The organism is Oricola nitratireducens, assembly GCF_014904745.1.
Classification (GTDB): domain Bacteria; phylum Pseudomonadota; class Alphaproteobacteria; order Rhizobiales; family Rhizobiaceae; genus Oricola; species Oricola nitratireducens.
On sequence record NZ_JACZCS010000051.1, the window covers coordinates 1 to 23,058 of the forward strand.

The 23,058-nt window shown below is 58.6% G+C and carries 24 protein-coding genes and 1 pseudogene; 19 read left to right on the forward strand and 6 right to left on the reverse strand.

Annotated elements, in window-relative coordinates; genetic code table 11:
* Nucleotides 1-678: 678 nt before the first annotated feature.
* Entirely contained in the window at nt 679-1,155 is a 477-nt protein-coding gene (locus IG169_RS24155; protein ID WP_246717522.1) for a hypothetical protein, read from the reverse strand.
* 34 nt (nt 1,156-1,189) lie between these two features.
* Here IG169_RS24155 and IG169_RS22425 point away from each other — a divergent pair, with 34 nt between their 5' ends.
* From IG169_RS22425 to IG169_RS22470, 10 genes are all read left to right on the forward strand, one after another.
* Nucleotides 1,190-2,068 (forward strand): COG4705 family protein, encoded by an 879-nt coding sequence (locus tag IG169_RS22425; RefSeq protein WP_193178506.1) that lies wholly within the window; start codon nt 1,190-1,192, stop codon nt 2,066-2,068.
* Nucleotides 2,069-2,886: 818 nt separating this feature from the next.
* On the forward strand, nt 2,887-3,186 hold the full coding sequence (locus tag IG169_RS22430; RefSeq protein WP_193178507.1) for a hypothetical protein: 300 nt from the start codon (nt 2,887-2,889) through the stop codon (nt 3,184-3,186).
* A 387-nt stretch (nt 3,187-3,573) separates the two neighbouring features.
* Nucleotides 3,574-4,209 (forward strand): cytochrome b/b6 domain-containing protein, encoded by a 636-nt coding sequence (locus tag IG169_RS22435; RefSeq protein ID WP_193178508.1) that lies wholly within the window; start codon nt 3,574-3,576, stop codon nt 4,207-4,209.
* Between the two features lie 47 nt (nt 4,210-4,256).
* Complete coding sequence (locus IG169_RS22440) at nt 4,257-4,934, forward strand: winged helix-turn-helix domain-containing protein (protein ID WP_193178509.1); 678 nt, start codon at nt 4,257-4,259, stop codon at nt 4,932-4,934.
* On the forward strand, nt 4,921-6,288 hold the full coding sequence (locus tag IG169_RS22445) for a sensor histidine kinase (RefSeq protein WP_193178510.1): 1,368 nt from the start codon (nt 4,921-4,923) through the stop codon (nt 6,286-6,288). The genes IG169_RS22440 and IG169_RS22445 overlap by 14 nt, the downstream gene beginning before the upstream one ends.
* Nucleotides 6,289-6,293: 5 nt before the next feature.
* Nucleotides 6,294-8,303: a bifunctional DedA family/phosphatase PAP2 family protein gene (locus IG169_RS22450; protein ID WP_193178511.1), complete on the forward strand. Its 2,010-nt coding sequence runs from the start codon at nt 6,294-6,296 to the stop codon at nt 8,301-8,303.
* A gap of 113 nt (nt 8,304-8,416) precedes the next feature.
* On the forward strand, nt 8,417-9,013 hold the full coding sequence (locus IG169_RS22455) for a hypothetical protein (RefSeq protein WP_246717523.1): 597 nt from the start codon (nt 8,417-8,419) through the stop codon (nt 9,011-9,013).
* Nucleotides 9,014-9,015: 2 nt separating this feature from the next.
* A complete protein-coding gene (locus IG169_RS22460) occupies nt 9,016-9,678 on the forward strand; it encodes an ATP-binding cassette domain-containing protein (RefSeq protein ID WP_193178512.1) in 663 nt (220 codons plus the stop codon).
* A gap of 64 nt (nt 9,679-9,742) precedes the next feature.
* Nucleotides 9,743-10,354, forward strand: coding sequence for an ABC transporter ATP-binding protein (locus IG169_RS22465; RefSeq protein WP_343225694.1), 612 nt, complete (start codon nt 9,743-9,745; stop codon nt 10,352-10,354).
* Complete coding sequence (locus IG169_RS22470) at nt 10,351-13,005, forward strand: FtsX-like permease family protein (RefSeq protein WP_193178514.1); 2,655 nt, start codon at nt 10,351-10,353, stop codon at nt 13,003-13,005. Before IG169_RS22465 ends, IG169_RS22470 begins: the two co-directional genes overlap by 4 nt.
* Nucleotides 13,006-13,581: 576 nt before the next feature.
* Here the strand turns inward: IG169_RS22470 and IG169_RS22475 are convergent.
* A pseudogene (locus IG169_RS22475) lies at nt 13,582-14,163 on the reverse strand (multicopper oxidase domain-containing protein); the annotation flags it as partial.
* A gap of 649 nt (nt 14,164-14,812) precedes the next feature.
* Between IG169_RS22475 and IG169_RS22480 the strand changes: the two are divergent.
* From IG169_RS22480 to IG169_RS22500, 5 genes are read left to right on the forward strand one after another with little or no spacing between them, the layout of a single operon-like run.
* The gene (locus tag IG169_RS22480; protein ID WP_246717525.1) at nt 14,813-15,382 is read left to right on the forward strand and encodes a TetR/AcrR family transcriptional regulator; all 570 of its coding nucleotides are present in this window, start codon (nt 14,813-14,815) and stop codon (nt 15,380-15,382) included.
* On the forward strand, nt 15,379-16,542 hold the full coding sequence (locus IG169_RS22485) for an efflux RND transporter periplasmic adaptor subunit (RefSeq protein WP_246717526.1): 1,164 nt from the start codon (nt 15,379-15,381) through the stop codon (nt 16,540-16,542). Before IG169_RS22480 ends, IG169_RS22485 begins: the two co-directional genes overlap by 4 nt.
* Nucleotides 16,539-17,672 carry an ABC transporter permease gene (locus tag IG169_RS22490; RefSeq protein ID WP_193178516.1) on the forward strand — a complete coding sequence of 378 codons (1,134 nt, stop codon included), beginning with the start codon at nt 16,539-16,541 and terminating at the stop codon, nt 17,670-17,672. Before IG169_RS22485 ends, IG169_RS22490 begins: the two co-directional genes overlap by 4 nt.
* 4 nt (nt 17,673-17,676) lie before the next feature.
* A complete protein-coding gene (locus IG169_RS22495) occupies nt 17,677-18,390 on the forward strand; it encodes an ABC transporter ATP-binding protein (RefSeq protein WP_193178517.1) in 714 nt (237 codons plus the stop codon).
* Nucleotides 18,387-18,782, forward strand: coding sequence for a hypothetical protein (locus IG169_RS22500; protein WP_193178518.1), 396 nt, complete (start codon nt 18,387-18,389; stop codon nt 18,780-18,782). The genes IG169_RS22495 and IG169_RS22500 overlap by 4 nt, the downstream gene beginning before the upstream one ends.
* A 35-nt stretch (nt 18,783-18,817) precedes the next feature.
* On the opposite strand, the gene IG169_RS22505 is transcribed toward IG169_RS22500, so the two are convergent.
* Entirely contained in the window at nt 18,818-19,132 is a 315-nt protein-coding gene (locus IG169_RS22505; RefSeq protein ID WP_193178519.1) for a DUF6522 family protein, read from the reverse strand.
* A 182-nt stretch (nt 19,133-19,314) separates the two neighbouring features.
* On the opposite strand from IG169_RS22505, the gene IG169_RS22510 reads away from it, so the two are divergent.
* Together IG169_RS22510 and IG169_RS22515 are read left to right on the forward strand one after the other, a co-directional pair.
* On the forward strand, nt 19,315-19,464 hold the full coding sequence (locus IG169_RS22510; RefSeq protein WP_193178520.1) for a hypothetical protein: 150 nt from the start codon (nt 19,315-19,317) through the stop codon (nt 19,462-19,464).
* A 49-nt stretch (nt 19,465-19,513) separates the two neighbouring features.
* Entirely contained in the window at nt 19,514-19,984 is a 471-nt protein-coding gene (locus tag IG169_RS22515; RefSeq protein ID WP_193178521.1) for an RrF2 family transcriptional regulator, read from the forward strand.
* A gap of 189 nt (nt 19,985-20,173) precedes the next feature.
* Here IG169_RS22515 and IG169_RS22520 read toward each other — a convergent pair whose 3' ends face one another.
* The 3 genes from IG169_RS22520 to IG169_RS22530 are packed head-to-tail and all read right to left on the reverse strand — an operon-like array spanning nt 20,174 to nt 21,496.
* Nucleotides 20,174-20,389, reverse strand: coding sequence for a hypothetical protein (locus IG169_RS22520; protein ID WP_193178522.1), 216 nt, complete (start codon nt 20,387-20,389; stop codon nt 20,174-20,176).
* Nucleotides 20,361-20,837 carry a DUF488 domain-containing protein gene (locus IG169_RS22525; protein ID WP_193178523.1) on the reverse strand — a complete coding sequence of 159 codons (477 nt, stop codon included), beginning with the start codon at nt 20,835-20,837 and terminating at the stop codon, nt 20,361-20,363. The genes IG169_RS22520 and IG169_RS22525 overlap by 29 nt, the downstream gene beginning before the upstream one ends.
* Nucleotides 20,834-21,496 (reverse strand): 5-formyltetrahydrofolate cyclo-ligase, encoded by a 663-nt coding sequence (locus IG169_RS22530; RefSeq protein WP_193178524.1) that lies wholly within the window; start codon nt 21,494-21,496, stop codon nt 20,834-20,836. Before IG169_RS22530 ends, IG169_RS22525 begins: the two co-directional genes overlap by 4 nt.
* Before the next feature lie 135 nt (nt 21,497-21,631).
* Between IG169_RS22530 and IG169_RS22535 the strand changes: the two genes are divergently transcribed.
* Entirely contained in the window at nt 21,632-22,492 is an 861-nt protein-coding gene (locus IG169_RS22535) for a LysR family transcriptional regulator (protein WP_193178525.1), read from the forward strand.
* 121 nt (nt 22,493-22,613) lie between these two features.
* Nucleotides 22,614-23,036, forward strand: a complete 423-nt coding sequence (locus IG169_RS22540; RefSeq protein ID WP_193178526.1) for a globin family protein — start codon at nt 22,614-22,616, stop codon at nt 23,034-23,036.
* Nucleotides 23,037-23,058: the final 22 nt, after the last annotated feature.

A 23,058-nucleotide genomic window follows, 5' to 3' on the forward strand; every position in this document is an offset into this window, starting at 1 on the left:
GATCGAAATCTCCATAGCCTTCGCCTGTGGCCCGCGGGTTCCTGCATGAGAGGCTTTCGTACGCCTGACGGCACCCGAAAACCTTCACCATAGCGGCCGTTGAGATGAACCTCGTCGTTTCCTGAAAGCAGACATCGCTGGTGACCATGCAGCACGTCAGGAGCGCGGCGAGAGCGGTCTTTGAGGGTGGCTGTGCCAGACGGCGACTTTCGGCCCAGAACTCAACATCGGACAGCTCTTCGCCTGATAACCAATTGGACCTCCATAACGGACATCGGTTGTAGACGAATCTTCGGCCGTAGTCGGCCACGGGTGCACCAAGCGTATCTATTGTTTCTGAACTAACCCGAAATTTGTAGGTGCTGCGCGAACTCGTGCGACTGCTAATGCAGTATTTGAATGTGAAAGGATTGGATGCCGGAACTGCCTCGCAAGAGGAGAATATTTGTCGTTTGCGTCAGTCCTTGATGACGCCTTTCCGGATCGGGAAAGCAAAAATTGTACGGTACACGGGAGAAGCAACTTCGTTGTCATTACGTCCCGAATCCAGCCCGAGACCGGCTTGATAACCAACACTCCTCCGGCCCCACCTAACTCAAAAAGCCAAAACAGCATCCACCCGGCTCACGGGCTCGGTCGGCCAGGTGTCGATGCTTTCAATTGCCGAAGATGAGCCGACTACTTCCCGAGAATAGCAAAAGCCTGAGTATAAAAATCATCCGCTCTGTGGTCGTCCTCGGATTTGCAGCGTTCGTCGCCCTTTGCCTTGAGTTCATCGAATTTCGCTTTGTTGGCATCGAGGGGCTTTTTGGCCTGTAACGCTGTTTCCAACTGCTTTTGCATGTCTTCGCAAGGAACCGTTGCCGCATTTGCGGATACGGCGGCGAAGGAAGGGATAACGGTAATGCCGGCGATAAGAGCCAGAACAGGTTTACGCATTTCGATCTCCTGAGATTTCAGCTGGAACAGCCAGCGTGATGGACAAGCGGCAGATCGGTTGGCGGGTGCCGCTTGCCGCACAATCGGCAGCAATCCTGTCTTGCGCATTTCCTCTACCTTACCGATTGGTAAAGCGGCTGCAGCGGGTTTCTTACGAATCGGTAAGATCGCGGCAAAGCGTCGGCAATTCGCCTCTCCTATCAACGGCGTGTCCATTCAACGCCGCTCGCCGGCAACAAGGAGAGGTCTCATGACCAATGTTCAAGCGGATATGTCATCCGCGCTTCCGGCGGACACGCTGGTTCACAATCGCGTTCCGCAAGTCACCGTCGATTTCTGGCTCGTCAAATTGCTGGCCGTTACGGTCGGCGAGACGGCGGCGGATTTTCTCAACATGAATCTCGGCCTCGGGCTATCGGCTACGTCCCTTATCATGAGTGGCTTGCTACTCGCCGCATTGTTCCTTCAATTCGCGCAGAGCAAATACGTACCGTGGATCTATTGGTTGGCTGTTGTGCTGATTTCGGTGGTCGGTACGCTGATTACCGACAACCTCGTCGACAATTTGGGCTACAGCCTTCAGGCCTGCACGATCGGCTTTTCCATCGCGCTCGCTGCAACCTTTGCAGTCTGGTTCGCGTTCGAGAAAACGTTGTCGATCCACACCATCTACACGTTCCGCCGGGAAGTGTTCTACTGGCTGGCCATCCTGTTCACTTTTGCTCTCGGCACCGCCGCCGGCGACCTCGCTGCCGAAGGGCTTGCATTGGGCTACCTGCAGGCCGGTTTGGCATATCTGGCCCTGATCGCTGTGATCGCCGCCGCATACTATGTCTTCAAGGTGAACGGCATTCTCACATTCTGGCTGGCATATATCTTCACTCGGCCTATGGGCGCGTCATTTGGCGATCTGTTCTCTCAGCCCGTCGAATACGGAGGCCTCGGCTTCGGCACGATCATGACCAGTCTGCTGTTTCTCGGGGGCATCGTTGCTGTGATCGCCTACATGCAGATCACTCATGACGGCGACGAACTGATTGCCGTTCCCGACATCGATAATGCGCCTGACGGTCGCGAGTTGGTCGATGACGGCGAAGAACTGGTTGCTGTTCGCGTCAAGGCGGAGTGATTACCGGGTACGCTGCTCGTGGGTTCTTTTTTCGGAGCGCGTAATGCAGGCACACCCCCGTGCTTGAGCAACGTAATTCCGAAGAAGGATCGATACTGGGGCAACACGAGTGGCGGGACGGATCGGGGCAACCCGGTCCGTCTATAATTTTGACACCAATAACGTCGACGGGCAATTGCCTCACGATCGACCGGACCGCGGACCAACGGCAACGGAATAGCAGTGAACTCAAAGAACTGGAGAACCCAATTTTGAGCCAATATTTGCCCAACACACGCGAGGTGGTTTTGCCCCTCGCTACAGCCTTAACATTTGTCGACGGGTTCTTTGACGCCCGTAATTGCTGAGATCCGGGATCAATGGCGACCCGTCGACAGGATGCTGTCCGACTACGTGGCGGGGGATATGATATCCAAACTATTCTTCTCGACCGGATTACCCCGGTCTCCGTTCAGGCGACTGTGTAGTTTCTACGCAAAGACAATTCCCTCGTGAGGTGCAGCGAATCCGTTACGCGAAATGCCGGAACGATCACGAAACTGACCGTCGGATGCGCTGAACTGGGGGAGCCTGCCACGAGATAACAGCTGGGCGACCATGCCCGCAACGCCACAGGTTTTTAGTAAAATTACGCCGCCATTTGGTGGCGAAATTCGTTTTGGCTGGCTGTCTATTCGAAGACAACGCCTGAAAATCCATCAGCAAATTGCGTTTCAGACAAATCGGTAAGGCTTTGGCACAGTGCCGGCAAAGTTCCTCAGCGAGATTGACATCGTGACGAGCGATTGGCGCTCGCATCCAACCCAAGGAGAAAAATCATGAGCATTCTTTCAACGGCACGTATCGCCTTTCTTTCGTCCGCCCTGGTCCTGGCCGCGGGCATCGGCGCACAGGCAAACAGCTCCGCACTCGACTTTGTCCACACCGCGGTGCAGACCCATCCGGGAAAAGTGAAGGCCGTGCAGGAAGTGATGGAAAAAGGAAATGCGACAATCCGTGTGGTCGTTGATGGAGACGATGGCGCAATGCATACGATGAATTTCGACAAGACCAGCGGCGATATGACCAGCGACATCCAGCAGCACGACATGATGCACGATCTGCTCTACGGGAAATAGGATTCTCCGAGAATTGGATCCTAGGTGAACTGGTCGTTCTCATACGACTAGGCAGAAGGCCTCGGGATCGGGAAAACAGCGTCAGAGGCAAACCGTTTCTTCGGCCGCCGTTTCCTTGTTTTCCATCGAGACCTCGCTGAAACAGGAATTGCGATACGACGAGAACGGCCGGACTTAGACGTCCGGCCGTCAACTGTTGTCGGTCCCGGAGCGGGTCAACCTCACAACTCCAAACCCCATCTCAAGCATGGAGGAAAAATTCGGGAGCCGGTCTCGGAAAGCCGAACCGCAAATTCCGATGCTCTGTTGAGTTTACAAAAATGTAATTGGCTCGCCAGACGCAGGTAAGCCCGGTGGCAGATGTGAGGAGGCAACAAGGAGACCATCATGGAATACACATCTTCCGGCCAGCGGCATTCGAAACCGACACGCATCGCGCACATGGCACTGGCGGTGACTATTGTCACCCAACTGATCAGCAGTCTTGTCATGATCCCGCCGCTTGACGGGAACACCGCAGATTTCGCGTTTGCTGTGCATAAATACGCCGGCATTGCAGCATTTGTCGCTGCGCTCGCATTTTGGCTGGTAATCGCATCGCGACGGCGCGGCACCCATGCTTTGTCGCTGTTCCCCTGGTTTTCCAGGAAACGACTTAGCCTTCTGGCGAATGACCTCAGGGATCATGGCGCGGCGATATCGCGCTTCCATATTCCCGATTACAGGGCCGAAAACCCGCTTGCCTCTGCAGTCCACGGTCTTGGGCTTTTGCTAATGACGGGCATGGCCGCCACTGGCGTCGCCTTTCTCGTCGCGGCGCGCAGCGGCCTTGGTGAAGAAACCGCGTGGGTTACGGCCGATCTGCAGCTTCACGTCCTCTTTGCTAATGTCGTCTGGGCCTACCTGATCGGGCATGCAGCACTCGCGGTAGTCCACCAAATCGTGTCAAAAAGGTCACTTATGGAAATGTGGTCCTTGCGCCCCGATGCCGGAGCCCCTGTGACGGAAGTTCAAGGCAACTGAAGCTCGCCACGTTTCAGACTTCGGATGCCCAGAAAGATAGATGAACCATGAGAATATTGCTCATCGAGGATGATCAGAAAACCGCGGATTACATACTTCGCGGTTTCCGCGAAAACGGTAATGTCTGCGATCACATCGAGAATGGTCACGATGCCTTGTTTCAGGCTTCCCGCGAAAACTATGACGTGATCATTGCGGATCGCATGTTGCCAGGCCTCGACGGGTTGTCCGTCATCAAGGCGCTCCGAAGCACCGGGAAGAAGACGCCGGTGATTTTCCTGACGTCGATAAGCGGTGTGGATGACCGTGTTGAGGGACTCGAGGCTGGCGGCGACGATTATCTCGTCAAGCCCTTTGCCTTTTCGGAACTTGCGGCTCGAGTCTCTGCGCTTGCACGGCGCCCCGTCATGCAGCAGGAGAAAACAGTTCTGAAGGTGCATGATCTGGAACTGGATTTGATCCGCCGGCGAGCCTCACGGGCGGGAAAGGAGATCGAACTCCAACCGAAAGAGTTTCTGCTGCTGGAAACGCTGATGCGCAATGAAGGGCGAGTCCTTACGCGCACGATGCTCTTGGAACGTGTCTGGGATTACCATTTCGATCCGCAAACGAGCGTCGTGGAAACCCATATCAGCAGATTGCGGGCGAAGATCGACAAACCGTTCGAGGTGCCGTTGCTGCACACAATCCGAAGCACCGGTTATTCCATTCATGCGCCCGATTAAGCTGTTTCAAAGCAGCGGTTTCCGTATCGCCTTTACGTTTACGCTTGTGTTCCTTCTGGCCGCGTCCATCGCCGGAGCGACGGCCTTCAGCATCATTGGTGAGGAACTCGTCAAGCGGCATGAACGCGTACTCGCCTCGGATTACGAGACCTTGAGATCTACCTTCCTCGCCGGCGGGCTTACCGATCTCTCCGAAGCGGTCGCCGCCCATGCGGCCGCTTCTCGAAACCACGAGAGCGTATACCTGCTTCTGGATCCCGGCTCCGCCAAGATCGCAGGCAATATCGATGCAGCTCCAAGCGTTTCCACCCCGCAAATGGTGCCCGCCAAGGAACTGGGACTTAATGCTGATTTTGGGTATTTCATTCAACGTGGCGTGGTCGGCGGTAATGCGCTGGTCGTCGGCAGCAGCGCGGAGGACATCAGCGAGCTTCAGGAGATATTCGTTGAAGGTTCGCTATGGGCATTCGTTGTTCTGATCGCGATTTCGCTTTCCGGCGCGGTCTTCCTGTCCCACAGAATGAACCGGCGTATCGAAGTTATCCAAAACACGCTTGAATCTGTTGCAGACGGTAAATTCGATGCGCAAATTCCGGCCACCGGAGGCGGTGACGACATCGACAGGCTCTCCGAGATAATAAACTCGACCGTCAGTCGGCTCGGCACCTCGGTCGAGAGCGTCCGTCAGATCAGCAATGACATCTCCCATGACCTGAAGACGCCGCTAAACCGGCTACGGATTATCATGGAAGAAGCCTTCGAGAAGCAGGCGGCCGGTGAACCGGTTGCTGGGGAGATCGAGGAAGCGATCGGCGAAATCAGCCGGATCATCGGAACGTTCGACGCTTTGCTTCGGATCGCACAGATCGAGTCCGGAGCACGTAAGGCGAGGTTTGCCGACGTCGACTTGGCCACCATTCTCGAAAACATCGCCGAGTTCTACAGCACGCTTGTCGAGGATGAAGGAATGAAGCTAGAGGTGCAGATCGAGCGCCCATTGATCGTCCATGGCGATCGCGAATTGCTCAGCCAACTGTTCGCCAATCTCATCGAAAATGCGCTGCGCCACTGCCCCGGGGGATCAGTCATAACCTGTTCGCTTGCGTCAAAGGATTCGCTGGCCGTGGCGTCTGTCTGTGACAACGGACCGGGAATCCCTGAAAACGAGCGTGATAATGTATTGCGCCGCCTGTATCGGCTCGAAACCAGCAGGACCACGCCCGGTTCCGGCCTTGGGCTTTCCATGGTCAATGCGATCGCCGATCTGCATCACGCGACATTGTCGCTCGAAGACAACAAACCGGGCCTTTGTGTCACCTCGCGTTTTCCATTGGTCGGATTGAAAGATCTGTAAGCGCCATGCTCCAATTCCTTCAGTCGATTGTCACGTATATCGGCGACCACCCTCATTCGGCCTTCATCATTGTCTTTCTCATCGCGGCCGGCGAAGCGATTTTCGTCCTTGGTCTTTTCGTACCTTCGACCGTCGTTATCGTAGGCGCAGGCACGCTGATCGGGATGGGCAAGCTCGCGCCGGTTCCGGTTTTCGCAGCGACCGCGCTCGGCGCCATAGCTGGCGACGCACTGTCCTACTGGATTGGGCACGCCTACAAGGAACACATACGGTCAGTTTGGCCCTTCAGCCGCTACACAGGTATGCTCGATAAAGGCGAAGCCTACTTCGATCACCATGGCGGCAAGAGCGTGTTTCTCGGGCGCTTTATTCCCGGCATCAAGTCCGTAGTACCGGGGATCGCCGGAATTGTCGGCATGTCGCCATGGCGATTTACCGTGATCAATATCGTGTCCGCAGTCGTCTGGGCGGCTGTCCACCTGTTGCCTGGCATCGGCATCGGACGGGGCATAGATGTCGCCAAATCCGGTAATCCGCGTCTGTTGGAGCTGTTCATCGTAAGCGCTCTCGCTGCGGGAGCGGCATGGTACTTGGCCAAGTTTGCATTCTTTTGGCTGTTGCCCCACGCGGAACGGTGGCATGGCCAGGCCATATCGGCGTTGGCGCAACGACAGACGCCGCGAGCAGCGCTGTTACGTCGATTGCTGGAAAACGAAAATAACATTCTGGTGGCGTTTTTCTTCGCGTCGCTTGCATTGCTCGCGCTCTCCGGTTTCGCAATGGTGCTGGCCCAGTACTTGTTCGATCCGGAGTTCGTGAGGTCCGATACGGCGATTAGCGCATACCTGCAGTCCCTGCGCACTCCCGTTTTCAACGAGATTATGACCGGGATAACAATGCTGGGCGACGGGGTAGTCCTGACACCGGTCGCAGCGGCTGTCATCGCTGCCTTGATATGGCACAAGCGATGGAAGCTGTCCGGCGCGGTCTTGACCGCGTTCGTCAGCGCTGCGTTGTTCGTCCCATTGTTCAAATCGCTTATTCACCGCGCGCGGCCGATGGCGCTCTACTCGGGTGCCGACAGTTACAGCTTCCCCAGCGGACATGCGACGCTTTCAGCCACGATCATCGGTATCACGGCGTTGATTGCAGCTCGCGATTTCGAGCCGCGTATCCGCCGCTGGATTTATCTCGGCACAGCCTCCGCTGTCGGTTTGATCGCGTTTTCGCGACTTTATCTTTTCGCCCATTGGCCTAGCGATGTGGGCGCCGGATTACTTTTCGGAGGAACGTTGGTGTTCCTGTTGGCATATTTGCTCCACGACGAGACACTCGTCCCGATATCGAAGCGGACCGCGGCCCTCGCAGCAATTGTGCTCACGATTAGCTATCCTTTCCATCTCTACACCGGCTACGCCACCGCCTTGTCACGTTATGAACTCCCTCCGACAGAAAAAGCGATTTCCCGCAAGGATTGGCTTTCCGGCGCGTGGAATGCTGTCGATTCGCAGCGGGTCCTTCTCGACGGCGAATTCGGCGAACCGATCCTGGTGCAGACCGACATGGACCTGGCGCGTGCCATAGAGAAGCTGCAAGCATCCGGCTGGTCGATAACCGGCGCGGGCAGAATCCTTCAGATCGCTGATGCGATCCTTCCCGCCCGTGCACCGTTGGACCAAATGTCGGTTCTGCCGCTGACGAACAGCGGAAAGCCACCGCTTGCGGCTCTTACATCTGCGGAGCCGGACACCGCGGAAAAAAGATTAGTTCTCAGGTTTTGGGATTCGGGTGTGACCGTGGCGGGAGCTTCGGGGAACAGCCCGCTGCTATTGATTTCAACGACAATGGAAGTCCGCGATCCGTTGCCCTTCGGGTATGCGGTGATGGACGCCGCGCCGATGACATCGGCAGAAAGCGCCGCGTTGGCGGCCTCGGTGTCAGCAGCGCTGGGCGAGAATGCTATCGAACATGACGCGAATGTTGGAAAGCTGTTCCTGGTTCCGGAACCGCAATAGCCGTGCTGACCAGACAGATTACAAATCTGTAAAGCACCCGCAAACCAGAGGATAGTTTTCGAGGTCAGTCTCCCGTCAGACGCAAACGCCGCGCCTGATCAATGGAGACAGACATGCAAAATCGACGGAATATGAAAACCAGAGCACATGGTGCTCTGATCGCAATGGCTGTTGCCGGCACGATCCTTTCTCCGGCAGTCGCCGCCATTCCCGCCCATGCCGAGAAGGCTGTCGCGCCGGAAAAGAACCCGCCCGGCGATATTCCAGACACCCAGGTTTTCATCGACTACACGTCCCCCGAAGGATTCACGCTCAAAGTTCCGGAAGGCTGGGCGCGCACAGACCGGGCCGATGGCGCAAGCTTCGTCGATAAACTCGACGGAGTGATCGTGACGGTAGGCAATGCGGACGCCGCCCCAACGCCCGAAAGTATCAAGGCCGACTATCTCCCGGCAATGGAGGCATCGGTCCGGGCAATCAAGGTCGAGAGCGTCAAGTCGGTCAAAATGCCTGCAGGCCCCGCGATCCTGATCGTCTACAGCTCCAACTCGGAACCAAATCCGGTGACCAACAAGCAGGTTCGCCAGGAAAACAACCGATACCTCTTTTTCAAGAGCGGCAAGCTGGTCGCGCTCGATCTCTACGCGCCGTTTGGTGCCGACAATGTCGACCAGTGGCAATTGATGTCGCACTCGTTTCGTTGGAACTGATCGTGACCGTTCTTGAAGCGCATGAACTCTATCGGTTTTTCCACGTAGGCGACGAAGAGACCGCCGCGCTGCGCGGCGTCAGCGTGACCGTAGCTCGTGGCGAAACCGTCGCGGTCATGGGGCTGTCCGGCAGCGGCAAATCGACATTGCTCAATTGCCTGACGGGCCTCGACGAACCGGACGCCGGTATGGTGATGATCGACGGCAAACGCATGTCGCGCCGTCCAGAGTACGAGCGGGCACGGTTACGCGCCCGAAGTTGCGGCATTCTCCTTCAATCGGGCAACTTGTTTCAGCACTTCACCGTCGCTGAAAACATTCGTTTCCAGATGATGCTGCTTGGTGCCGTAGACGAGAAACGGCTGCACAGCCTGCTCGAAACCGCAGGCATCGAAAAACGTTCCGATGCTTATCCGGCACATTTGTCCGGTGGCGAAACCGCTCGCGCGGGTCTTGCAGTCGCGCTTGCCAATAATCCTCCTCTGCTCATTGCGGACGAGCCAACAGCCGAGGTCGATGTAGCGACGGAATCGCGTCTCCTCGACCAGTTCGACACGCGCCGGGATGCCGGACTTGCAACTCTTATCGCGACGCACAGCGAGGCCTTGGCCAACCGAGCCAACCGCATTGTGCGCCTGAAGGACGGGAGGCTGACGGATGAATAGTATCTTGGTCGCAGCACATGGAGTGTCGAAGGATTATCCGATCCCGGGAGGTGGCGCGGTTAGCGTGTTGCAGGGCATCGACTGCAGCATTCGTGCCAATGACAGGATCGCGCTTCTCGGACCGTCGGGCAGCGGCAAATCCACCCTGATGCATATTCTCGGCGGCTTGATCGAGCCAACCCGCGGCACCGTCAGTTGGCCAGGTCTCGGCGCCCGCGCGGATCTTCAGCCATCCAAGGTACAGTTTGTCTTCCAGTCGCCAAGCCTGTTTCCCGCCCTGACGGTCGCCCGCAATGTGGCGCTTCCAATGATACTGGCCGGTGGCTTTGCGGACGCGCATGTCCGGGCGAACACAATGCTGGAGCGGTTTGGATTGGCCGATCTTGCCAGAAAATTGCCGGAAGAACTCTCGGGCGGGCAGGCGCAACGGGTGTCGATGGCGCGGGCGCTTGCCATTTCCCCGAAACTGATCCTCGCAGACGAACCGACCGGGCAACTCGACAGCCGGACGGCGAGCGAATTCCTGGATACCGTACTCGAACTCGTCACAGGTTCCGGCGCGGCCCTGGTTATCGCGACACACGATTTGGGAATAGCCGATCGGATGGACCGACGGTTGATCCTCGCGCATGGCAATTTGAGCATTCCGCGCGAACACCTGGAGTTGAACTCATGAACATGTACTGGATCAGCGGACTTGTGCGCCATCGGATCGTACGCCTTGCCGGAGCCACCTTCGGCGTCGGAATAACCGTCGCGCTGCTGGCGTGCCTCGGCTTCTTCCTGGCCAACAGTTCAGCTTCGATGACCCAGCGGGCTGTCTCAGCGGTGCCGATAGATTGGCAGGTCGAGGCCGTTCCGGCGGCGGACGTAAATGCCATTCACGACGCGATAGGCACAGCGGCCAAGACAGACGCGATTCATGAGGTGGTCTACGCACAGACGACAGGACTGGAGGCAAAGACAGGCGCAACGATTCAGACCACCGGGCCCGGAAAGGTCATCGCTTTCGACGCGGGCTATCTGAAGGATTTCCCGAAAGAGATACGTCCGCTGTCCGGTACGCCCGATGGTGCCTTGATCGCCCAGCAGACGGCCGCCAACCTGCATGTGGGACCCGGCGACAAGGTCACAATCAACCGGGTTGGGCTTGGTCCTGAATCGGTGACCGTAACAGGCGTGGTGGACCTTCCGGATGCGGATTCACTTTTTCAGGCAGTGGGCTTGCCGCCACAGGCCGCGCCGCAGGCGCCGCCGGACAACGTGCTTATTCTTCCCCTTGCCGACTGGCACAGGATTTTCGATCCGCAGCAGGCCGTCAGGCCCGCTACGACACGGCTGCAGTTCCATGTCCGGCTGGACCATACAAACCTCCCCGCGCAGCCGACTGCCGCGTATGTTCAGGTCGCCGGAGCCGTAAAGAACCTGGAAGTCCAGGTTGCGGGACAGGCGCTCGTCGCCAACAATCTCGGGGCGCGCCTTGATGCCGTACGCGGCGATGCTCTCTACGCGACCGTGCTGTTCCTGTTCCTCGGCGTGCCCGGAGTTGCGCTTGCCGCGGCCTTGACGATCGCCGCCACCGCGAGCGGGGCCGGCCGGCGCAAACTCGAACAAGCCCTGTTGCGTGTGCGCGGCGCGACAACAAGGCGAATTCTGTCGCTTTCGGCGGCTGAGGCCATGACAACCGGAGCAACGGGTGTCTTGCTTGGTCTCGCAGGCGCCTATCTCTTCGCCCGGTTAGGGCTGCAGATTGGCGGTTCGGCATGGATCGCGGTATTTTCAGCCGTATTCGCGGCCGTGGCGGGATGCATCGTGGCGTTGGCTGCGGTGTTGCTTCCGGCCTGGTTTGCATCGCGCCAGGAAACGGTTTCGGCTGCCCGGCGCACGGTTGGTCGGCGATCCGCACCGCTATGGCAGCATGCCTGGCTGGATGTCATTTTCCTGGCCGCGTCCGGACTGCTGTTCTGGCAGTCCGCAAGCACCGGATACCAGGTCGTTCTCGCGCCCGAGGGGGTTCCCGCGGCATCGGTCGACTACAAGGCCTTTCTTACTCCGGCATTGTTCTGGATCGGGTCGGCCTTGCTGATCATCCGGATCGCTGTGACGACCATTTCGTCGAACGGCCGCCTCCTACGCGCACTGGCATTGCCCTTTGCCGGAAGGCTGGCGGAAACGGTCGCCGCATCGTTGTCGCGTCAGGCGCGGCGGATCACGCTCGGCATTGCGATGACGGCACTTGCCGTATCCTTCGCCACGTCTACAGCGATCTTCAACACGACATACAACGCACAAGCCCGTGTCGACGCGGAACTTACCAACGGCGCAGACGTGACCGTATTTGGAACGACCGCGAATCCCGCCGGTCCGCATGCACCAGTGCTTGCAAAGCTGCCCGGCGTCGTTGCTGCCGAACCCATGCAGCATCGCTTCGCATATGTCGGATCGGACCTGCAGGACATCTACGGTATCGACCCGGCGGCTATCGGAAGGGCAACGAGCCTGTCCAACGCCTATTTCACCGGCGGAACAGCATCCGAAATCCTGGCGCGACTGGCAAAGACACCGAACGGTGTCTTGGTCTCCGAGGAAACCGTGAAGGATTTTCAGCTCAATCCTGGCGATACGGTGAATCTTCGGCTGATAAGCGCGAGTAACAACCAGTACCATGCCGTGCCTTTCAAATTCATTGGCATCGCGCGCGAATTTCCGACCGCGCCCAAGGATTCGTTCCTTGTCGCCAATGCCGCCTACATTGCCAAAATGACGGGCAACGACACGGCCGAATATGTACTGATGCGTGCCTCCGGCGAACCTGCGGTTCTAGCGGATCAGGCGCGCAAGGCTCTCGCCGGCAATCCGGCGCTCCAGGTGAAAGATGTCGGCACGGTCTCCCACATCATCGGCTCGAGCCTGACCGCGGTGGATCTCTCCAGCTTGACGCGTATCGAGCTCTTGTTCGCTGTTATCCTCGCGTCTGCTGCCGCCGGCCTTGTCCTAGCCCTCGGCTTCAACGACCGCAGCCGCGATTTCGCGATACTCTCGGCGATCGGAGCGAAGCCGGCACAGCTTGGCGCCTTCCTTTGGGCAGAGGGCGCACTTGTTGCGACAACCGGTATTGTATTCGGTGTTATCTCCGGAGCGGTGACTGCCTGGATGCTGGTCAAGCTCCTGACCGGCGTGTTCGACCCACCGCCCGAAGCTCTCGCAATCCCTTGGATCTATCTAGGAATCGTTCTCGTATTGCTTCTGGGCTCGGTCGTCGCTGCAGTGTTTTATACCAGCGCGCATAGCCGCAAAGACGCAGTGGAGACGTTGCGGGACTTATGACCGATCCCAGGTTTTCCATCGTTCGGTGAGACAGTGACCAATTCCCGACGGGGCTACGTGGAGCCCCGCCACATTTGGGTACGGAAGTTCATATCGGGTTCAATCCGATCTCGCCAACCATGGGCGGGAATGTCTGCTATGGGTCGAAAACAGAATGGCCGCTTCTTACGACCCCGCACTAAAAGCAGACCGTCCGCTTCCGGCCCCAGAACTGCCTGTCAGCAACGCGCCCTATCTCCGCCATTCGCGATCAAATTTTAGTGTCCCGAATGCGGCCGTTCCCCGCGGCCTGATCGAAGGTCTGAGACGGGCGAGAAGGCGACATTCGCTGCAGACCGAACCAACGCTGGCAATTTGCCAAGTAGCTGACTTTCAGGTTGCAGCGGCCGCAGCCCAATCTGTTATTTCTTTGTCCCGACACAAAGTCTGCGATCCGCACTTCCCGCATGTTCGAACAGGAAAGCGAGGAGAACGCGATGAAAAGCAAGCAGACGATCAATCCCGACTTGTGCATGGACGACATCATGCGGCAGTGGCCGGAGACCATCGGCGTGCTTATCCGGAACCGGATGCTGTAACAGGTTCGCCCTTCTCGTTCTTCAGGCCGTCGCGCGGCAGCACCATGATCGCGCCGCTCATGCCGGAAACCACGTGCCACGGAATCATCGCGCCGCCAGGCGCGCAGTGGTAAACAAAAGTGCCCGAGCGTGTCGCCTTGAAACGGAGCTTAGTCTGCTCGCCCGGATTGATAAGCGTAAGGGCGCCACCTCCGAGGCCGCCGGTCGCGGCGTGGAAGTCGATATTGTGCGGCATCGAATTGCTGGCCGGATTGACCAGCGTAAGTTCGACATAGTCTCCTTCATGGACGACCATCAGCGGGCCAGGGATAGAGCCGTTGAAAGTCATGCCCTGCAGGGTCGTGCCTTCGTCGTCGATGACGACAGGCTTTTCCTCGATCGTCATGATGAATTCGACGACCTTCGGGCCGCCCTTGGCAACCTGATCGTGCGTATGCACATAAGGCGGCGCGACCAGCGTCACCTTCTCGCGCGGAAGAGCGGCGATGTCCGTCCTTTCGGCTGCTGCCACTGCGGCGGGCATTGCGGCGACAACTGCGGCAACGCCGGCGGTCATCATGGCTTGTCTTCTCGTGAACATCTCCGTTCTCCTTGTCATCCCTGGTTTGGATGGCGAGGTTTTATGAGACAATTCACTTGCCTTCTTTGTGCTTGCGCAAACTGGCGGCGAGAAGAGTTCGTCCATGACAGGGGTAAGAGCGCTTCATGTCGTCAGCAAAGCGGTTGAAGCCTGCGGATAGTTCGCTCTGGATTATCATAGGATATTCATTACGCACGGCGAGGATATGATTGAAGATGAGCGCGTAGCGTCAACCAAAAGGCAGTCGCGCATTCGAACATGGAAGGAAGCGTTGATACCTACTCATTCACCCAGGGCGAGGAGAGGAGAACGCGCTCTCCGGCAATCGCGGCAATGAAAACTCTGGCGGAACCCGAGAACATCATGCCGGACGAACGCGATCCGCCGTCATCTGACGAATTCGCTTGCCGTACGAATCCGCAGCGGATTTCGCGATCCGCGGCATCTCGGTCACACTAAGTTCCGCGAAGGCCGCGGACTTTTCCGCCTACGGGCATACCCAGTTCCCTATTGATTACGTGATGCTGCAGCTTCCACTCGGATGCCTGTTGACAACGCGTTCAAGCCTGCATAGTTAGTGATCAATAACTAACTATGCAGGCTTGATATGGCGCGCAAACCCGCTGACGAACGCAAATCCGAGATCGTGATGGCCGTGCTGCGCCTTGCCGATAAACTCGGGCCCGACCGGTTGACGACGCAATCGATCGCTGACGAGGTTGGTCTGACCCAGCCGGGAATCTTTCGCCATTTCGCGACGAAACAAGCGCTTTGGCAGGCGGTCGCCGAACTGATCGCGGACAAGATGAGCGCAGCCTGGCAGGATGCGCTGTCCAGCGGGGATGACCCGCGGGAGCGGATCAAAAGCCTGATACTGGCGCAGCTCAAGCAGATCGAAACTTATCCGGCGATCCCCGCAATCCTGTTCTCGCGCGAACTGCAAGCAGACAACGAACCGCTGCGGAAGGCATTGCTTGGCGTGCTCGCGCGTTTTCACGCGACCATCACGGCCGAACTCGCCGACGCGAGAAAAGACGGAATTATCCGCCAGGACCTCGATCCGGAAGATGGTGCGATCCTGCTGATCTCCCTGGTCCAGGGGCTGGCGATGCGATGGTCGCTCGGGGCGCGCACATTTTCGATGGAAGCCGAGGGGAGGCGCCTTCTCGACGCGCAGATCAAACTGTTCCAGTCCGGCCCGGCAGGAGAAACATCATGATGCGCCGAAGGATCCGGATCTTGCTGGGGTTGGCTATAGCATTGGCCGTAATCGGCGGCGGTTACCTATTTGCCAATGAGCGCCCCCTGCTCGTTCCGGTCGTGATGCCCGAGAAAGACGTCGCGGTTCGCGTCTACGGGCTTGGCACCGTCGAAGCGAGGATCGTTTCAAAAATAGGATTTGAGGTGGGCGCGGCGCTGACCGAATTGGCGGCAGACAGCGGTGACATCGTCCGCAAGGGCCGGATTCTGGCCCGTTTGGACTCTGCGGAACAGGAGGCCAAGGTGTTGCGCGCCAAGGCTGATTTGGAGGCAGCGGAGGCCGGGGTTGGCAAGTCCGAAGCGGTCATCGTACGAACGAAGGCGGTTCTTGCGCAGCGCGAGGCGGCCAATGCGCGTCAGCAGGAACTGGTGGGCCGCAGTGCGATTTCGGCGCAAGCGGCCGAAGAAGCGCAACGGGATATGGCCATCGCCGCCGCCGATCTCGCTGTTGCGCAAAGCGAGTTGGACGTGGCCAAGGCCCGGGTCGCTGATGCGCGTGCGGCGCTTGTCTTTGAAACGGTGCAACTGGAACACCACGTCCTCAAGGCGCCTTTCGATGCCGTGGTCGTCGAGCGCCATTCCGAAGCGGGCACCGTCGTGCATGCCGGTGATACGATTTTCACCTTGATGGATCCCCGGACCGTATGGACCCTGGCGTATATCGACGAGGAGCGAGCGGGCAGTCTCGCAATAGGCCAAACCGCGGAGATCCGCCTCAGGTCATTGCCGCACGAGGTTTTCTCCGGATCGGTTTCGCGGATCGGCATCGAAAGCGACCGCGTGAACGAGGAGCGCCGTGTATGGATTACATGCGACGTTTGCCCGCCAGAGGCGTTTCTCGGCGAGCAGGCCGAAGTATGGATTACGGTTGCCGAACTCCCCAACGCCCTTCTGGTGCCTGAAACCGCGATCGAAGGTTTCAATGGGCATCAAGGCCTCGTCTGGGCAGTGCGCGGCGGCAAGCTCAGCCAAGTCCCGCTACTATTCGGCCACAGGACGGAGGACGCCCGCGCGGAAGTGGAAAGCGGCCTTCCGGACGGCGCGGAAATCGTGTCAGCACCGGTGAAGGGATTGACCGAGGGGCGTCTCGCGCGCGCGACGGGCGGGAGCGCGCAATGAATCTTGCTTACCGAGACGTGCGGCACAACCTTTTTCGCTTCGTTTTGACGTGCCTTGGGCTTGGCCTGTTGATGTCTGTCGTTCTGGCGATGATCGGCATCTACAACGGGCTCGTCGCGGATGCGCTCAATTTGGTGAAGGCGCCGCAGGCGGACCTGTGGGTCGTCGAATCCGGCACCAAGGGACCATTCGCCGAAGCGTCCAAGATTCCGGAAGACACGAGGGAAGCCGTGGAAAGACTGCATGGTGTCTCCGAAGCCGGAAACATAACCTATCAGACCGTCGAAGCCCCCCTTGCAGGAAAGACATTGCGCCTTTACGTCATCGGTTATGAGCGGGATCGTCCCGGTGGTCCTGGCGACGTCGTCGAAGGTCGCAAAATCGTGCAAAGCCATTTCGAACTGGTCGCCGACCGCGATACTGGTTTGACCCTGGGGGTTACCATCCGGCTCGGACGCAATCGGTTCAAGGTCGTCGGGCTGGTTGAAGACACAATGAATTCCGGCGGCGATCCGGTGGTCTTTGTCACACTGGCCGATGCCCAGACGCTCCAATCCCAATTGGCTCCGCCAGCGGCGCGAGTTCAGGCAGCACGCGGCGCCAGCGCGGAAATCGCGAAGACCGTCGCAGCTGTAGTCGCACGCCTTGAGGCAAATGCCGACATAGACGCCGTGGCGCGTACCGTGCGCCAATGGAAACATTTGTCAGCCATGACGCAAGCGGATCAGGAACAGTTGTTGATTAAGTCCGTTGTGGACAGGGCAAGGCGTCAGATCGGCCTTTTCCTGGGAATTCTCCTGACGGTCTCCGCCGTCGTCATCGCGCTGATCGTCTACACGATGACGATGGAAAAGCTCAAGCAAATCGCCACCCTGAAGCTGATCGGCGCGCCGGATCGTACGATCGTCGGTTTGATCGTTCAGCAGGCGATTGCCCTTGGCATGGTCGGTTGGGCGTTCGGCCTTGCCCTGATCACGCTGACAAAGGATGGCTTTCCCCGCCGCGTCCTTCTTGAGCCATACAACGCTGCGGTTCTGGCCGGCATCATCTTGGTTGTTTGTATCGCGGCGAGCGGCCTCGGCGTGCGGGCGGCCCTGAAAGTCGATCCGGCGACGGCAATCGGGGGATAGAAAAATGTCCGGGCAGACGCGCGACGCAATCGTCGAAATCAGGGGGCTGTCGAAGCACTATGGCGAAGGACACACGCGGGTCGATGCGCTGCGTGATCTGGATCTCACCGTCCGCGCAGGGGAGGTCGTCGCATTGCTGGGCCCTTCCGGTTCAGGCAAGACAACGCTGTTGAACATCATCGGGTGCATCGTCGAACCGACGATCGGCAATGTCCGGCTCGACGGCGAAGAGGTCTATGACAATCGCTGGCTGCGCGGTGACCTGCGACGGCTCCGGCTCGACAAGATCGGCTTCATTTTCCAGTTCCACAACCTGCTGCCGTTTCTCAATGCCCGGGACAATGTGGCGGTCGTGCTGCAGCTGGCAGGCAAGTCCGGACCCGAGGCGCAGCGACGGGCTACCGAACTGCTAGATTACCTGGAAGTCGGAAATCGCAAGGATTCGATGCCTGCGCTGCTCTCCGGCGGCGAGGCGCAACGCGTTGCGATAGCGAGGGCGCTTGCAAACAGTCCCCGGATTATCCTGGCTGACGAACCGACTGCCGCCCTCGATTCAAAACGAGCGGGGATCGTCATGGACCTACTTCGCAAACTGGCCGCCGAACACGACGCCTGCATCATTGCGGTGACCCACGACGAGAAAATCTACGATCGGTTCGACCGCCTTTTCCATCTACGGGACGGCCGGCTCGACGGTGCGGAGGGCGATCAGAAATGACCGGGAACTGCCAGCGCGCAAAGGCATTGAAAGTTTCTGGCGCGATCGCGATTGTTTTCGGGGCGTTGACCATAGCCGCGGGCGGTCGTGCGCTCTTTGGCGGCGCCGTGGCGCGAGCGGCGGTCGGCGATGCGGTGCCTTTCGTGCTTTGGTTCAATTTCGCGGCCGGCTTCGCATATGTGGCAGCCGGAACGGGATTGTGGTCGCTTCGCCTTTGGGCGAGCTGGCTGTCAGTGCTTATCGCTGGAGGTACGGCACTGGTTCTTGTCGCATTCGGGTTGCATGTTTTCCTGGGCGGGGCTTTTGAAATGCGCACGGTCGGAGCCATGTTCCTTCGAACATTCGTGTGGGCCGCGATCTCTGCTGTTGCAATACGCCAAACGATACGCTGAGCGCGATCGGCGGTCGAGCCCGCGACGAATTTCTCCTATGTGTGATCGCGCCTGAGAGCTGGAGGAAGCGGGCGATCGCGGAAGTTGATGACGGAACGTCCCATTACCTTGCCCGACGGGCCGACCAGTATTCGCGCGCGTTTCCCTTTGAAGAAAAAGGTCAGGCGGAATTCTCCTTCATTTTCGTCGATGCCCTTTTCGCACAGACTCGTTATCGCCCTGGCGCGCAGGAGCTCTGGAATATCAGCTGGTTGGACACCGAGCATCGGTGCCAGCGTTCGGCAATCGACGGTCAGATCCCTGTCGCCGACTTCCACCAGCATCGCCCGCTCTGTTGTCTTTCCGGACATTGGCAGTTCACCTTTTCCACCGCCTGTGCTCGATGTGCTCCACTTTCGCGCCGCTGCTCGCGCCGCCGGGTTGCCCTTGCAAAATAAGATACATTGAATATGTATCTTTTATCAAGTACAGCATCGGGGACGCCGAACGCGACTATCGGTTGCGAATGCGCGAGCAATTATGGAGACGACCGATGACACTCGATAATGGAAGCCCCGCAAAAGCGGGTATCGCCACTTACACATCCGTTGATGCCGAACAGGAAAGAACGCTGCTTCCGATGCTTGTCATCGGCCTCGTTCTGGCCGTTATCGGCGCCTTGGCGATAATGGCCTTTGTTTGATGGTTAGCGCGGACCTTCAGGGCCGAAATCAGCCAGGGACGGCGGTTCCATGCGACTGACCACATTTTCTGATTATGCGCTGCGGGTGCTCATGTACGCCGCCGCCGAGGCACCCCGACTGATAACGATCGACGAGACCGCGGCGATCTACAACATCTCGAGGGCCCACCTGATGAAGGTGGTCAACCTTCTGACGAAAGCCGGCTATCTGCGAGGGGTGAGAGGCCGATCCGGCGGCTTCACATTGGCGAAGCAACCGGAGGACATCAACCTTGGCAGAGTGATCCGGGTAACCGAGCCTGATTTCGCTCTGGTGGAGTGCTTTTCGCCCGGCAATGAGTGTGTCCTGTCGAATTGCTGCCGGTTGCCCGGCCTCCTCAACGACGCGCTTGGCGCTTTTGTCGCGGTTTTCGACCAGCATACGCTCGCGGACATAGATGTCGGCCGGGCGCGCTTTGCTGTGTCGAATACAATAAAGCTGAAGCGTCGCGGCCCGACTTCCCTCACGCAGACCGCATAGAGTTTGCGTCGCACGGTTTCAGAATTCCGGCGGCGAACGCAGCGCACGGGAGCAGGGCAGGGTCGATCATGAGCTTGCATTCGCGCCGCGGGAGCGGATGCACCACGTCCGACGGAGAACAACTTCCCTGAAACCCTGAGCAATTCGCAATTCCGGTGTCAAATGAGCGGGGTCGATATCGAATTGGTCTCAGTGCTCCAATGACAGCAGGATTGCGCCCGACAGCCACATCAGGATGCCGGTAGCGATGATGCCGCCGCCGGTCTCGGGTGTCATGAAGGGCAGAAGGTCCTGACCTGCCACTGCATTTCCGGCGCAGTAGAAAACGATGCCAAGGAGAGCCGATCCGAGCCCCGCCAGCAGCAGCTTCTCACCGTCATGCAAGCTTCGCGTGTTGCCAGCCACGGTCTTTTCCTCCTTCGAAGTTTCGGGAAGTCTCCTGGTCAGACATGCGAACGGCTTGATTGTCCTCGACGTCTGCCGCTGATGCGCTGCACGCCGACAATTGCCGTTCCAGGTATTCCTTCAGCGCGACGGCGTTGTTCATTTCGTCGTTTTTCGCACCGTAAACGAGGGTAACCGGACCGTTCCGGAGGCTCTCCAGGATTCGCTTTGTCTCTGGCTTTTTGCCGTCCAATTCCCGGAAATAGGCCGTCCGGAACCCGTCCCATTTTCCGGGATCATGGCCGAACCAGCGCCGGAGATTGGGACTTGGCGCGATGTCTTTCGCCCATTCGGCGATACGCAGGCGTTCCCGAGTCATCCCGCGTGGCCAGATGCGATCCACCAGTATCCGCTGTCCATCGGAAATCCGTGCGGCGCGGTAGGCGCGTTTGACCCGAATGTCCGTCATCGGGGCCGTTCCCATTGCTTGTCGCCGAGGATTATCCAGTCCAGCGGCACATCGTGCGGTTGGGGAAATATGGTGTCGATTTCGGCAACCGGATGGCCGACGCCGATCGTCAGCGCGCGGTGGGGGAGGTTCGCGAGTGTCCTGTCGTAGAAACCGCCGCCATAACCGAGACGGTAGCCTGCACGGTCTGCACCGACGACGGGAGAGATCACGATTTCCGGAACGAGTGGCCGATCCGCCGCCGGAACAGGGATATTCCAAACGCCGCGCTCCATCCGGCAACCCGGTCGCCATTCGCGAAAGACAAGCGGCTCACCCTTTGCAACAACGACGGGCAGAGCAATCCGGGCTCCCTGTCCGGCGAGATCCTTCATCCAGTCCCGCAGGTCCAGTTCGCCGCGAAATGGCCAGTAGAGACCTACGACGGCGCGCGGGAACACGGTTGTAAGCCCGGTCAACGCCGCCGTTACCCGCTTCGCCACGGTCACGCGTTCTTCGACCGGGACAGCCAGACGCGCTGCGATCAGCCGGGCACGTTCTCCCTTTCGCCAGCGCGCGACATCAATTTGCGTCTGAGGATCAACGGCCTCGAAGCCGTTCCAGCCCGCTTCAAGTTCGTGAGCGAAACAGGGTGGCGATGAAACTGTCGAGTTGCTCATTGCGGATGCTTTCCTGCTACCGCGGGCGTCGAAAGCGCGTCCCGCGCATTTCGCATTCTCCTCCGGCTTCAAATATTGTGAAAGCGAATTTTAATTGTAGATAACATCGAGAATAGCGATACATTGAGCTCTGCCATGAACATCGAACAAGCCAGAACCTTTCTCGCGGTGGCCGATACCGGCAGCTTTGTTTCAGCTGCCGAACGACTGCATGTGACTCAGTCCACGGTGAGCGCGCGCATCGGTTCGCTGGAGGAAACGCTTGGCGCAAGACTGTTTGTACGCAACAAGTCCGGCGCCACGCTGACCAGTTCCGGCGGGCGGTTCCTGAGATATGCCGGCCAGCTCGTGCGCACCATGGAACGCGCGCGTCAGGATATCGGCTTGCCGAAACAATTCCGGGACCGCGTCGTCATCGGGGCCAGGATCGGTCTTTGGGACGGCGCGATGGTGGATTGGTTCGCCGGACTGCCTTCCGGATACCCCTTTGTTTCATTCCGTGCGGAAATCGGATTTGAGCCGGAACTCATGCAGGGGCTGGTCGAGGGGCGCATCGACATAGGCGTCATGTTCACGCCCCAGCGCAGACCCAATCTCACAATCCGCCCATTGCTCACAGAACGCCTCGTCATGGTGACTTCGGCGCCGGATGGCGCAATGCGGCCGGAAGCCTATATCCACGTGGATTGGGGGCCGGAGTTCGACAACCAGTTCAGCGCCAGCTTTCCCGAATTCCCCGGACCGGCGATCACTGTGAACATCGGATGGCTTGGCCTGCAGAACCTCAAGCGGAATGGCGGATGCGGGTATTTTCCGCGCCGTCTCGTCGAGCGCCGGATTGCCGAGAAAACACTGTTTGTCGTTCCCGATGCGCCGGTTTTCGAGTTGCCCGCCTGGGTGATTGTCCGAGAGGACCGCAGCGAGTCGCTGATCGATCCAATGGTCAGCGGGCTCGTGCAAGCCGTTTCCGGGCCGACCGCGTCTAGAGAGCGATGAGAGACCCGAATCCGGAAAACGTGACTTGTGGAATGGCTTCGGGCGGAGCCTGTTTTGCGTTGCGGACGTCGTCGAACGGCATTAAAGTGGTGTTTAAAATACCACTTATGGAGTGCTGACCGTGAATGTGAGAATCGAGCAAGCCCGGCCGGTACAGGAAAAGCCGCTGGGCGATGAAAGCGTGGACAGGAATTTCATCGGGCAATTGGTACGGGAGTTTTATCGTCGCGTGCGTTTGGATGCCAGGCTCGGTCCGATTTTTGCGCGGGAGATCGAAGGCGATTGGGAGCCGCACCTGGAGAAGATGACCGAATTCTGGTGCTCCGTTATTTTGAAGACCGGAAATTATCACGGACGCCCGGTTCCGGCTCACACGAAACTCGCGGACGTGACCGAGGACGATTTCCAGATCTGGCTCGGCATCTTCAGGGAAACCACTCGCGACCTCTGCGCGCCGGAAGTTTCGCGTGTGTTCAATGAGAGAGCCGAGTTGATTGCGAGAAGCCTGCAATATGCGATGTTTTTTCGGCTGCCGGCGGCCTGACGGCGGGTGAATATTTTATGCG

Excerpts from the sequence above, each read along its gene's own strand:
- IG169_RS22510 (WP_193178520.1), top strand. The coding sequence starts at position 19,315 with ATGACACTCGATAATGGAAGCCCCGCAAAAGCGGGTATCGCCACTTAC.
- IG169_RS22445 (WP_193178510.1), top strand. The coding sequence starts at position 4,921 with ATGCGCCCGATTAAGCTGTTTCAAAGCAGCGGTTTCCGTATCGCCTTT.
- IG169_RS22435 (WP_193178508.1), top strand. The coding sequence starts at position 3,574 with ATGGAATACACATCTTCCGGCCAGCGGCATTCGAAACCGACACGCATC.
- IG169_RS22505 (WP_193178519.1), bottom strand. The coding sequence starts at position 19,132 with ATGTCCGGAAAGACAACAGAGCGGGCGATGCTGGTGGAAGTCGGCGAC.
- IG169_RS22470 (WP_193178514.1), top strand. The coding sequence starts at position 10,351 with ATGAACATGTACTGGATCAGCGGACTTGTGCGCCATCGGATCGTACGC.
- IG169_RS22490 (WP_193178516.1), top strand. The coding sequence starts at position 16,539 with ATGAATCTTGCTTACCGAGACGTGCGGCACAACCTTTTTCGCTTCGTT.
- IG169_RS22455 (WP_246717523.1), top strand. The coding sequence starts at position 8,417 with ATGCAAAATCGACGGAATATGAAAACCAGAGCACATGGTGCTCTGATC.
- IG169_RS22425 (WP_193178506.1), top strand. The coding sequence starts at position 1,190 with ATGACCAATGTTCAAGCGGATATGTCATCCGCGCTTCCGGCGGACACG.
- IG169_RS22485 (WP_246717526.1), top strand. The coding sequence starts at position 15,379 with ATGATGCGCCGAAGGATCCGGATCTTGCTGGGGTTGGCTATAGCATTG.
- IG169_RS22495 (WP_193178517.1), top strand. The coding sequence starts at position 17,677 with ATGTCCGGGCAGACGCGCGACGCAATCGTCGAAATCAGGGGGCTGTCG.
- IG169_RS22450 (WP_193178511.1), top strand. The coding sequence starts at position 6,294 with ATGCTCCAATTCCTTCAGTCGATTGTCACGTATATCGGCGACCACCCT.
- IG169_RS22480 (WP_246717525.1), top strand. The coding sequence starts at position 14,813 with ATGGCCGTGCTGCGCCTTGCCGATAAACTCGGGCCCGACCGGTTGACG.
- IG169_RS22530 (WP_193178524.1), bottom strand. The coding sequence starts at position 21,496 with ATGAGCAACTCGACAGTTTCATCGCCACCCTGTTTCGCTCACGAACTT.
- IG169_RS22515 (WP_193178521.1), top strand. The coding sequence starts at position 19,514 with ATGCGACTGACCACATTTTCTGATTATGCGCTGCGGGTGCTCATGTAC.
- IG169_RS22440 (WP_193178509.1), top strand. The coding sequence starts at position 4,257 with ATGAGAATATTGCTCATCGAGGATGATCAGAAAACCGCGGATTACATA.
- IG169_RS22500 (WP_193178518.1), top strand. The coding sequence starts at position 18,387 with ATGACCGGGAACTGCCAGCGCGCAAAGGCATTGAAAGTTTCTGGCGCG.
- IG169_RS22430 (WP_193178507.1), top strand. The coding sequence starts at position 2,887 with ATGAGCATTCTTTCAACGGCACGTATCGCCTTTCTTTCGTCCGCCCTG.
- IG169_RS24155 (WP_246717522.1), bottom strand. The coding sequence starts at position 1,155 with ATGGACACGCCGTTGATAGGAGAGGCGAATTGCCGACGCTTTGCCGCG.
- IG169_RS22525 (WP_193178523.1), bottom strand. The coding sequence starts at position 20,837 with ATGACGGACATTCGGGTCAAACGCGCCTACCGCGCCGCACGGATTTCC.
- IG169_RS22535 (WP_193178525.1), top strand. The coding sequence starts at position 21,632 with ATGAACATCGAACAAGCCAGAACCTTTCTCGCGGTGGCCGATACCGGC.